General features: G+C 66.2%; 8 protein-coding genes. 1 reads left to right on the top strand and 7 read right to left on the bottom strand.

Features of this window, described 5'->3' with window-relative positions:
• The coding region (locus tag K7711_RS42665) for an NAD(P)/FAD-dependent oxidoreductase (protein ID WP_222978038.1) at nucleotides 1-735 on the bottom strand (735 nt) is incomplete at its 3' end.
• 41 nt (nucleotides 736-776) lie between these two features.
• Nucleotides 777-2,258: a nitrate/nitrite transporter gene (locus K7711_RS42660; RefSeq protein WP_222978037.1), complete on the bottom strand. Its 1,482-nt coding sequence runs from the start codon at nucleotides 2,256-2,258 to the stop codon at nucleotides 777-779.
• A gap of 303 nt (nucleotides 2,259-2,561) precedes the next feature.
• On the opposite strand from K7711_RS42660, the gene K7711_RS42655 reads away from it, so the two are divergent.
• The gene (locus tag K7711_RS42655; RefSeq protein ID WP_222978034.1) at nucleotides 2,562-3,548 is read left to right on the top strand and encodes an NAD(P)H-dependent flavin oxidoreductase; all 987 of its coding nucleotides are present in this window, start codon (nucleotides 2,562-2,564) and stop codon (nucleotides 3,546-3,548) included.
• A gap of 1 nt (nucleotide 3,549) precedes the next feature.
• Here the strand turns inward: K7711_RS42655 and K7711_RS42650 are convergent, their stop codons facing one another.
• From K7711_RS42650 to K7711_RS42630, 5 genes are read right to left on the bottom strand one after another with little or no spacing between them, the layout of a single operon-like run.
• Nucleotides 3,550-3,762, bottom strand: coding sequence for a hypothetical protein (locus K7711_RS42650; RefSeq protein ID WP_040820969.1), 213 nt, complete (start codon nucleotides 3,760-3,762; stop codon nucleotides 3,550-3,552).
• Between the two features lie 24 nt (nucleotides 3,763-3,786).
• On the bottom strand, nucleotides 3,787-4,524 hold the full coding sequence (gene narI / locus K7711_RS42645; RefSeq protein WP_222978033.1) for a respiratory nitrate reductase subunit gamma: 738 nt from the start codon (nucleotides 4,522-4,524) through the stop codon (nucleotides 3,787-3,789).
• On the bottom strand, nucleotides 4,521-5,201 hold the full coding sequence (narJ, locus tag K7711_RS42640) for a nitrate reductase molybdenum cofactor assembly chaperone (RefSeq protein WP_222978031.1): 681 nt from the start codon (nucleotides 5,199-5,201) through the stop codon (nucleotides 4,521-4,523). Before narJ ends, narI begins: the two co-directional genes overlap by 4 nt.
• Nucleotides 5,198-6,946: a nitrate reductase subunit beta gene (gene narH / locus K7711_RS42635; protein WP_235748663.1), complete on the bottom strand. Its 1,749-nt coding sequence runs from the start codon at nucleotides 6,944-6,946 to the stop codon at nucleotides 5,198-5,200. The genes narJ and narH overlap by 4 nt, the downstream gene beginning before the upstream one ends.
• A gap of 1 nt (nucleotide 6,947) precedes the next feature.
• A complete protein-coding gene (locus K7711_RS42630; protein ID WP_222978025.1) occupies nucleotides 6,948-10,739 on the bottom strand; it encodes a nitrate reductase subunit alpha in 3,792 nt (1,263 codons plus the stop codon).
• Nucleotides 10,740-11,082: the final 343 nt, after the last annotated feature.

The following is an 11,082-nucleotide window of genomic DNA, read 5'->3' as shown; positions in this document are numbered from 1 at the left end:
GGCCGCAGCATCTATCGACGTGCCGTCGGACAGCGAAACCCGAACTCCCGCACCGTCTTCCGCGGGCTCGATAGCCGAGGTTCCGACTCCGGTGTGAACTCGCAGGCCCAGGTCGGTGACCAACTTCTCCAATATGGCCCCGCCGCCGGTGTCGACCTGCGTATGCATCAGACGGTCGTTGTACTCCACGACATGCGCTTCCAGCCCGAGCAGACGCAGCGTGTTGGCGGCCTCGAGCCCCAGCAGACCGCCGCCGATCACCACACCGCGCGCTCCCGGGCCGCCCGCCAGTGCGGCGGCCCGGATGCGATCCAGATCCTCGATGGTGCGATACACGAAACACTGCGGCAGTTCATGTCCCGGCACCGGCGGGACGAACGGATACGAGCCGGTGGCCAGAACCAGTGCGTCGTAGGCGATCACGGCGCCGATGGAGGTCGTCACCGTGCGCGCTGCCCGATCGATCCGCTCCACCCGCTCGCCGGTGCGGAGCTCCACCAGCGCGTCGCCCTGAAATACGTTGCCGGGCAGAGCGAGTGCTTCCGCATCCCAGCCGTCGACATATGCGGACAGTCCGACCCGATCGTAGGCGGGCAGGGCTTCCTCGCCGACGATGACGATCCGCCAGCGTCCGTCGGTGTCGCGCGACCGCAGCGCCTCCGCGAACCGATGCCCGACCATGCCGTGACCGGCGACGACCACTGTCCTGCAAGTGGATTCGACTGTGGAATTCATCTGTACTCCATGGCTGGGTTCGGGCTCGGACGTCTCGGGGCTCAGATCGAGCGGGCCGAATGCTCCTGTACCGGAGTGGTTTCGGCGCCCGACAGGGCCTGTGTCACCGTCTCGAGCGTGGATGGCTCGGCCTTGCGGGTCGCGTGCGGCCGCCGCAGGAATACCGCCGACACCACGATCGCGCAGACCACGTAGAAGCCCATGAACACCCAGAACGCGGTGGTCGCGGAGTTGGTCGAGGCGTAGGAGGACCGGAACACCAGGTTGATGCCGACGCCACCCAGCGCACCCACCGCGCCGACGAAACCGATCAGCGCACCGGAGGTGTTCTGCGACCAGGCCGCCTGCGTCGCCGGATCCGCCTGCAGGCTCTTGGATTTCGCCTCGAACACCGAGGGGATGATCTTGGTGACCGACCCGTTGCCGATACCCGACAGCAGGAACAGTGCGATGAATCCGGCGATCAGGGCCACCATCGCCCCGCCGGTCGGCACGCCACCGTGCGCGTCCCCGACCATGCCGGCGATACTGACCACCACCGCGGCCACGATCATGCCGAGGAACGTGTACAGCGTGACCTTGCTGCCACCGAGACGATCGGACCACTTGCCGCCGTACGGGCGCATCAGCGAGCCGAGCAGCGGGCCGATGAACGCGATCTGCGCGGCGTGCAGCGTGGCGTGGGGAACGCTCTCGCCACCGGCCTTGAAGCTGATCTGCAGGACCTGTCCGAACGCGAAGCTGAAGCCGATGAACGAGCCGAAGGTGCCGATGTACAGGAAAGCGATGGCCCACGACTGCGGCACCTTCAACGAGGTGATCATGTAGGACAGATCGGCCTTCTGATTACGCAGATTGTCCATGTACAGCGCCGCGCCGACGCCGGCGAGCGCGATCAGCACCAGGTAGATCAGGCATACGATCGACGCGTTCCCGTAGGCGTTGCCGACCGTGGCGATGACCGCCAGACCGATCAACTGGATCACCGGCACACCGAGATTGCCGCCGCCCGCGTTCGTACCCAGCGCCCAGCCCTTGAGCCGTTGCGGGTAGAAGGCGTTGATATTCGTCATCGACGAGGCGAAATTGCCGCCGCCGAATCCGGCGAGCGCGGCGACCACCATGAAGGTCGTGTACGAGGTGCCGGGGTGGTTGACGAAATACAGCGTCAGCAGGGTCGGGATCAGCAGCATGATCGCGCTGAAGATCGTCCAGTTGCGGCCGCCGAAACGTGCGGTGGCTACGGTGTACGGAATCCGGAGAAATCCGCCGACCAATGTCGGCACCGCGCCGAGGAAGAATTTCCCGGCCGGGTCGATGCCGAATTTGTCGGTGGGCATGAACAGCACCATGACCGACCAGATCGACCAGATCGAGAAGCCCACATGCTCGGCGAATACCGACCACACCAGGTTCCGTCTGGCGACGTCCTTACCGCCGGCTTCCCAGGCGTCGACATCCTCTGCGTTCCAATTCTCGATATTGCGATTTCGCGACAGCGTGCTCAACGGGGCCTCCCACATCAGGTTGGCTCAACAGTAGAAAGAGGGTATTTCCGCCATGCTGCGTGGAATGTCCGAGACGTCAACGGTTCCGCACGGATATGCGGTGCGGGCCGTGAGATCGTGCCGATTGTTTCAGGGGTGTGACACGGCGGTTGTGTGCCCGTCACGAAGTAACGGGGCGTTGCCCGAAGCAAAGGTGAGGGGAGATATCGCGCACAGTTCGAGGGCATGGGCCGACCGTGCGCGGGATCGCCCCGTGGCGACCGAGATGCCCTGGATGTGCTGATATGAGTGCATGTCATCGTGAGAGGGAGTCACCCGATGGTAGCCGGAGAGTCCCGCTCGACTGCCGGGGCGACGCCCCTGTCCACGGCATGGTCGCGGGAGATGGGCCTGCGGATTCCGGTGGTCAACGCGCCGATGGGCGGAGTGGCCGGTGGGCGGTTGGCCGCGGCCGTCACCGCGGCCGGTGGTCTGGGCATGATCGGCATGGGCAGTGCCGGTTCGGTGGCCGCGCTCGAGCGTGAACTCGGACGATTGGGTGATGGTGCGGGGCCGTTCGGCATCGGGTTGGTGGACTGGGTGATCGCCGCGCAGCCCGGACTGCTCGATCGAGCCATTGCCGCGAAGCCGGTGCTGATCTCGGTGAGTTTCGGGACGGATCTGTCCTGGGTTCCCCGCGTCCGGGAAGCCGGAATCCACACGGCCACACAGGTTTACAACGCCGAGGAGGCTCGGCGCGCAGAACAGGCCGGTGTCGAGGTGCTGGTGGCCCGGGGATCGGAGGGCGGCGGGCACGGTGCGGTGGAGATGGCCACGCTGCCGCTGCTCGATGCGGTCGCCGGAGCGGTGTCGATTCCGGTGCTGGCGGCCGGGGGAATCGGGTCGGCGGCGAGTCTGGCCGCGGTGCTGACCGCGGGGGCGGCGGGGGCGTGGCTCGGCACCTGCCTGGCCGCCTGCCCGGAATCGCTGCTGTCGCAGGACGGCCGGGCGGCCATGATCGCCGCGCGCGGGACCGATACGATCCTGACTCGCGCCTTCGACGTCGGAATGGGATTGCCTTGGGCGACAAGGTTTCCCGCCCGGGTGCTGCGCAACGAGTTCGCCGAGCGGTGGACCGGCAGGGAGGAGGAGCTGTCCCGCGATCCGGCGGCACGAGATGCGCTCGAGGCCGGGATCGCGCGGGAGGATCAGCGGGTGACGCCGATCGATGCCGGTCAGGGCGTCGGCCTGGTGACCGCCGCCGAACCGGTGGCGCAGGTGCTCGAGACGCTGTGCGCGGGAGCCGCCCGGCTGCTCGCGCGGTAGGTCAATCCTCGCTGCTGCGCCGGTCGCCCAGGAAGCGCAGCAGATCCGGATCGCCGGAGGTGAACCGGTCCACCTCCTCGCCGCCGGTGCACTGGTAGAGCACGACGGTCACCCGGTCGTCGCGGCGGTTCAGCACCCGCCACACCGCGCCGGAATCCTCCCAGCGTCGCAGGATCGCTACCGGATCCGGCGTCTCCGATGATTCATGGGCCATGCGATCCATGATCGCGCACGGCCCTCACCAGCGCTCGGGAGTCACCGGCGCATCCCACGCCTTGGCGTACCGGCTGCTGTCCGGGCGTTGTACGGCCTTGGCGCGGTAGACGATGTACGGGCGGGTGAGGTAACCGATCGGCGCGCTGAACATGTGCACGAGCCTGGTGTAGGGCCACAGGCCGATCAACGTCAGCACGATCACCCCGTGCACCTGGAATGTCCAGGGCGTGCCGACCATCAGCTCCGGATGCGGGTGCAGCGTGAAAATGCTACGGAACCAAGGGGATACGGTCTCGCGATAGTTGTAGGTGCCCCACAGCAGATTACTGCCGAGAGTGTTGAGCAGTCCGGTGATCAGGGCGGCGGCCAACAGCACGTACATGATCTTGTCGTTGGTCGTGGTGGCCTTGCGCACCGCGGGCACCGTGATGCGGCGGTAGAGCAGGATCGCGATTCCGGCGATGACCGCGACTCCGGCAACCGATCCCGCCGAGACCGCGACCACGTGATACAGCTCCTCGGACACCCCCACCGCATCGGTCCACGACTGCGGGATCAGCACACCCAGGACGTGACCGCCGATGACCCCGAGCATGCCGAAGTGGAACAGCGGACTGCCCAGCCGCAGCAACCGGCTCTCGTACAACTGCGAAGACCTTGTGGTCCAGCCGAATTGGTCGGTGCGATAGCGCCACAGGTGGCCCAGGACGAAGGAGGTGAAGGCGATATAGGGCAGGATCAGCCAGACGTCGGCGGTCATCGGCGGGCCTGCGATCCGTCGAACAGCGCGGGATCCATCGTGTAGGGATCCATCCCGACCTCCTCGTCCGGCGGTCCGGCCGCCGCCAGTTCGGTGATGCGGCGGCGGTCCGCGACCGTCAGCGGCGGCAGCGTGGCGACCACCGCGGCAACGACATCGGCATACGGAGATCCGTTGTCGTTCAGCGACAATCGCAGCAGTTCGATGACCGGGATGTGTTCGCCCAGCAGGCGCTCACCACCGATCGGATCGACCGTCGCCGCGAATTCGAGCAGGACGGGCAGGTGATCGGGCAGTTCCCGGTCGTCGAGCTCGACGCCCGCATGCCGGTAGGCGTGTTTGAAACGCAGCAGCGCCATACCGCGCTTGCGGGTATCGCCGTAGGCGTAGAACGTGAGGTGCATGCTGGAGCGGCGTCGCATGTCGAAGGTCTCCACGTACTGCTGGGCGAGGTCGAGTGGTGACGATGCCGCGATATGGGTGAGGAAGCGCTGCAACGGGATTCGGGCATCGTCGGGCAGATGTGCCGCCGCGTCGGTGATCCGGTCGACGGCGGTGAGCAGGTGTTCGTCGGGATAGTCCAGCAGGAGCGCGGCGGTGCGCCAGATCAGGCGGCGATCCCGTTCGGACATCTGCACGGCCGGTTCGGGGCGGCGGCGTAGTTTCAACAAGGTCATCGCTGCACCCCGCTCGAAATCGGCGTCACGTCGTCGGTCGGTGCCGACTTGCCGTTGCCGTGGCCGTTGGCTGCGGCTCGGCTTCCGTTGGCGCCGTTCCCGTTGGCCGCTGTTCCGGCAGCTCCGTTCTCGGCGTGACCATTGCCGTTCGCTGCCGTCGGAACGAGTCCCTCGGTGCTGCGGCCGTCCCAGTTCAGCAGATTGATCCGATTCGTCTTCTCCTCCGGCGCAGCATCATTGGCGTCGGTGAGATGAAATTTCTCGACCATCGTGTCGAAGGCCGTCATCCCCGGCCCGCCGTCGGTGTCCAGGCTGCATCCCGTGGCGAGCGAATCCAATTCGTGCGCCTGCGACGTCGCACCCTGCGGAATCACGTACCGGTGTTCGTATTTCGCGATGGCCAGCAGCCGGTACATCGCCTCGATCTCCTCGGGTTCCAGGCGCACCGACGGTGCGATCGAGGGATCGGGCTCCTTGCCGAGATTCACCGACCGCATGAACGAGCGCATGGCCGCCAGGCGCTGCATGGCCGCGCGCACCGGCCCGATCTCACCGGCGGTGAACAGTTCGGCGAGATACTCGATCGGAATGCGCAGTGCGTCGATGGCGCCGAACAGATTCGAGGCGTCCTCACCGTCGTGACCGGTCTCCGACAGCGATTCCACCACCGGCGACAGCGGCGGCACATACCAGACCATCGGCATGGTGCGGTATTCCGGATGCAGCGGCAGGGCGATCTGATAGTCGACGATCAGCTTGTAGACCGGCGAATTCTGCGCGGCCTCGATCCAGTCCGGGCTGATGCCGGCGCGTTCGGCCTCGGCGACCACGCGCGGATCGTGCGGGTTGAGGAACACCCCGAGCTGGCTGGGATACAGATCCTTCGGATCGGTCACCGAAGCCGCTTCGAGGACGGCGTCCGCGTCGTACAGCATCACGCCGATATAGCGCAGCCGCCCGACGCAGGTCTCCGAGCACACCGTCGGGATGCCGACCTCCACCCGCGGGTAGCAGAACGTGCACTTCTCCGCCTTGCCCGTCTTGTGGTTGAAATAGATCTTCTTGTACGGGCATCCGGTGACGCACTGCCGCCAGCCGCGGCACGCGTCCTGGTCGACGAGCACGATGCCGTCCTCGGACCGCTTGTAGATCGCCCCGGATGGGCAGGAGGCCACACAGGACGGATTCAGGCAGTGTTCACAGATCCTGGGCAGATAGAACATGAAGGTCTGCTCGAATTCCAGTTTGACCTGCTCCGAGAGCCGGGCCAGCAGCGGATCCCGGCCGACCTGCTCGGGGCCCGAGCCCAGATCGTCGTCCCAGTTCGCACCCCAGGTGATCGTCGTATCCTTGCCGGTGATCAGCGATTTCGGCCGCGCGACCGGAGTGGTGTCCATGGCCGGGGCGGACAGCAGGTTGTCGTAATCGTAGCTCCAGGGCTCGTAGTAGTCCTCGACCGTGGGCAGGTCCGGGTTGGCGAAGATGTTGAGCAGCCGCTTCATTCGCGAACCGGACTTCAGGGTGAGCCGACCGCGCTTGGTGAGCCGCCAACCGCCCTTCCACTTCTCCTGATCCTGGTACTGCCGCGGATAACCTTGTCCCGGACGGGTTTCCACATTGTTGAACCACATGTACTCGGTGCCGCCGCGATTGGTCCACGCCTGCTTGCAGGTGACGCTGCAGGTGTGACAGCCGATGCATTTGTCCAGGTTCATCACCATGGCCATCTGTGCCATGACACGCATATCAGTACTCCACTTCCTGCGAGCGCTTGCGGATCGTCGTGACCTCGTCGCGCTGATTTCCGGTGGGGCCGTGGTAGTTCAGCGCGAACGACTGCTGCGCGTACCCGCCGATGAGGTGCGTGGGCTTGATCATGATCCGGGTGAGCGCGTTGTGGATACCGCCGCGCTTACCCTTACCGGGCTGCTGTTGCGGTGCGGCCCAATCGAATCCGGTCGCCGCCCCGTTCGGCCGACCCTCGATCCTCGGTACGCCGACCGCCCGGTCCTGAGCGTGATACATGAACACGGTCCCCTCGGGCATCCGGTGGCTGACGATCGCGCGGGCGACGACGACACCGTTGCGGTTCACCGCCTCGATCCAATCGTTGTCGGCCACACCGATCTTCGCCGCGTCCCGGTCCGACATCCAGATCGCCTGTCCGCCGCGGGACAGGGTCAGCATGTGCAGGTTGTCCTGGTACGCCGAGTGGATCGACCACTTCGAATGCGGTGTGAGGTACCGAACGGTGACGCCGTTGTCACCGACGGACCCCACCCCCGGTTCGCTGAACAAAGCGCTCATGTCCAGCGGCGGGCGGAAGATCGGCAGCTGTTCGCCGAGTTCGGCCATCCAGTCGTGGTCGAGGTAGAAGTGCTGGCGTCCGGTGAGGGTGTGCCAGGGTTTGAGACGTTCGGTGTTGATGGTGAACGGGGAGTAGCGGCGTCCGCCGGTTTCGCTGCCCGACCATTCCGGGGAGGTGATCACCGGCACCGGCCGGGACTGGGTGTCCGCGAAGGTGATTCGCTTGCCCTCGTGCTCGGCGGCCAGATCCGCCAGCCGGGTGCCGGTGCGGCGTTCGAGCGCCTCGAACCCCTCCACCGCGAGTCTGCCGTTGGTGGTGCCGGACAGCGCCAGGATCGCCTCGGCGGCGTGCGTGTCCTTGGCCAGGGACGGACGTCCCTGTGCGATACCGGAAACCGCCGTGCCGTTCACTCCGGCGAGGTAGGCGACCTCCTGGTCGGGATAGGTGGTCACGCCCTTCGTGGTGACGCCGAGCGTCTCGACCAGCGGACCGAGTGCCGCCATCTTCTCCGCGAGCTTGGGGTAATCGCGTTCGACGACAACCAGTTTGGGCATGGTCTTACCGGGAACGGGTTCGCACTCGCCGGCCTTCCAGTCCCGCACGCGCCCGCCCGCCTGCGCCAGCGCGTCGGGTGAATCATGCTGCAGCGGAACGGCGATGACGTCCTTGCGCACGCCCAGATGCTTCTCGGCCATCCAGGAGAACCCGCGGGCGATGCGGTGGAACGCCTCGAAATCGGTCCGGGCCTCCCACGGCGGGGAGATGGCGGGGGAGAAGGCGTGCACGAACGGGTGCATATCGGTCGAGGACAGATCGTGTTTCTCGTACCAGGTCGCCGCGGGCAGCACGATATCGGAGAACAGGGTCGTGCTGGTCATCCGGAAATCCAGGGACAGCAGCAGATCGAGCTTCCCGGTCGGGGCCTGTTCACGCCAGGTGAGTTCGGAGGGCCGCACCCCGGTGCTGTCGGTGGTCTGCAGATTGGAGTCCGCGCCCAGCAGATGCCTGTGGAAGTATTCGTTGCCCTTACCGGACGAACCCAGCAGATTCGCCCGCCAGACGGTCAGGCAGCGCGGGAAATTCTCCGGCGCGTCGGGATCCTCGCAGGCGAAACGCAGTGTGCCCGATTTCAGTTCGTCCACGACGTGATCCGCGGCCGATTTCCCGGACTGCTCGGCCTCGTCGGCCAGATCCAGGGGATTGCGGTCGAAGGTCGGATAGGTCGGCATCCAGCCCAGTCGGCTGGCCAGCGCGATATTGTCCGCGGCGGTCCGCCCGGCGAAGGTTCCCCGGCTCAGTGGCGAGGTGAACGCCTCCGCGGTGAACGGGTCGTAGCGCCACTGGTCGTTGGTCAGATACCAGAACACCGTGCCCTGCATCTGTCGCGGCGGTCGCTGCCAGTCCAGGCCGAAAGCCAGTGTGGACCAACCAGTTACGGGTCTGCACTTCTCCTGGCCGACGTAATGCGCCCAGCCGCCGCCGTTCACGCCCTGACAGCCGGTGAGCAGCGTGAGGGTGAAGAAGGCGCGATAGATCTGGTCCGAGTGGAACCAGTGGTTGGTGCCCGCACCCATCAGGATCATCGAGCGGCCGCCGGATTGTTCCGCGTTGTCGGCGAATTCGCGCGCGACCCGCTCGGCCTGGGCGGCCGGAACGCCGGTGATGGTCTCCTGCCAGGCCGGGGTGTAGGGCTGGGTGGCGTCGTCGTATCCGGTGGGCCAGGAACCGGGCAGCCCGTCGCGGGGCACGCCGTATTGGGCCAGCAGCAGATCGAAGACGGTGGTAACCCGTTTTCCGGCAACGAGTGTCGTCGGGACGCCGCGCAGGACGCTGCCCGGGACATCGCTGTCGAAGCGCGGCAGTCGCAGGGTGACCGCCTGTGTCCCGGGCTGCCCGTGCAGGCTCAGCAACGGATCCACGCCCTCCAGGTCCAGATTCCATTTTCCGGCGTCCGCGCCGGTGAAGCGGTGCCCGAGCGAACCGTTGGGCACCACCGGATTTCCGTCGGCGTCGAGCAGGACCATCTTGTGTTCGGCGCCTTCGCCGTCCTGTCCGAGATCGGCGGCGGTGAGGAATTTGCCCGGCAGGGTGCCCTCGGCGTGATACCCGCCCTCGACGTCCCAGCCGCCCGCCTCGTCCAGGCAGATCAGGAACGGCAGATCGGTGTAGCGCTTGACGTAATCCTGGAAACGCGGAGTCGTCCGGTCGACGAAGAATTCCTTCAGCACCACATGCCCCATCGACATGGCAAGTGCCGCATCGGTTCCCGGACGCGCGGGCAGCCATTCGTCGGCGAATTTGGTGTTGTCCGCGTAGTCGGGGGAGACCACGACGACCTTCTGGCCGCGATAGCGCGCCTCGGTCATGTAGTGCGCGTCCGGGGTGCGGGTGACCGGGACGTTCGAACCCCACATGATCAGATATCCGGCGTCGAACCAGTCCGCCGACTCCGGGACGTCGGTCTGATCGCCGAACACCTGCGGTGAGGCCACCGGCAGGTCGGCGTACCAGTCGTAGAACGAGAGCATCGACCCGCCGAGCAGCGAGATGAACCGAGCGCCGACCGCATGGCTGACCATCGACATGGCCGGGATCGGGGAGAAGCCCGCGACGCGGTCCGGACCGTACTGCTTGATCGTGTAAACATGTGCGGCAGCGGCGATTTCGGCCGCTTCCCACCATTCCGCGCGGACGAACCCGCCCTTGCCGCGCGCGGATTTGTACCGCCGGGCGCGCTCGGGATCCTCGACCAGCTCCGCCCAGGCCAGCACCGGGTCCTTCACCCGCGATCTGGCCTCCCGGTACATCTCGAGCAGAACCCCGCGCACATACGGATACCGCACGCGCGCAGGGGAATACGTGTACCAGGAGAACGAGGCCCCACGCGGGCATCCGCGCGGCTCGTACTCGGGCTTGTCCGCACCCACCGAGGGGTAGTCGGTCTGCTGCGACTCCCAGGTGATCACGCCGTCCTTGACGTAGATCTTCCACGAGCACGAACCGGTGCAGTTCACCCCGTGCGTGGACCGCACCACCTTGTCGTGCGACCACCGATCCCGATAGAACTCGTCGGCCTCGCGCCCGCCCTGTTTGTGCAGGGTTCGCTGGTCGTCCGAAACCTCGCCGCGTTGAAAGTATTTGCCGAGTCCGAGCAGTGCGTCCCCGGCGTCCTCGATCCCGATACGCGGGGCGGGACCGGATACCGATCCTCGGGCACGTGAGTTGGCCATGATGCCCCTTCGAGCGGAATAGCAGGCTGACGAATCCGACTGTAAAGACCTATCCGGAGCAGGCAAAACAGATCTCTCACACCCCATCCGGCCCGCCTGTGCGCTGTGAGGCGGCCGCAACCTACCGGTCACCACGGACGGTGGTGATCCTCGTCACCATTCACCGGCGAACAGGCCCGACGCCCCCGAATCCCGGAAATCCGGGGCTGCGCCCCCGCCCTGTTCGGCAACCGGTGATGGATTGGAAACTGCGCCTTCTCGGACGGTTTACATTAATTAACACGTTCGCGGTGGCCTGCGAGCGGCAGATTTCGTCCCGGCGCGGTCGAATTCACCGGCATCC

Source organism: Nocardia coffeae, assembly GCF_019890715.1.
In the GTDB taxonomy this organism is placed as follows: domain Bacteria; phylum Actinomycetota; class Actinomycetes; order Mycobacteriales; family Mycobacteriaceae; genus Nocardia; species Nocardia jiangxiensis.
This window is presented reverse-complemented; position numbering and strand designations above follow the sequence as displayed.

Excerpts from the sequence above, each read along its gene's own strand:
- narJ (WP_222978031.1), bottom strand. The coding sequence starts at position 5,201 with ATGACCTTGTTGAAACTACGCCGCCGCCCCGAACCGGCCGTGCAGATG.
- narH (WP_235748663.1), bottom strand. The coding sequence starts at position 6,946 with ATGCGTGTCATGGCACAGATGGCCATGGTGATGAACCTGGACAAATGC.
- K7711_RS42630 (WP_222978025.1), bottom strand. The coding sequence starts at position 10,739 with ATGGCCAACTCACGTGCCCGAGGATCGGTATCCGGTCCCGCCCCGCGT.
- narI (WP_222978033.1), bottom strand. The coding sequence starts at position 4,524 with ATGACCGCCGACGTCTGGCTGATCCTGCCCTATATCGCCTTCACCTCC.
- K7711_RS42655 (WP_222978034.1), top strand. The coding sequence starts at position 2,562 with ATGGTAGCCGGAGAGTCCCGCTCGACTGCCGGGGCGACGCCCCTGTCC.
- K7711_RS42650 (WP_040820969.1), bottom strand. The coding sequence starts at position 3,762 with ATGGCCCATGAATCATCGGAGACGCCGGATCCGGTAGCGATCCTGCGA.
- K7711_RS42660 (WP_222978037.1), bottom strand. The coding sequence starts at position 2,258 with ATGTGGGAGGCCCCGTTGAGCACGCTGTCGCGAAATCGCAATATCGAG.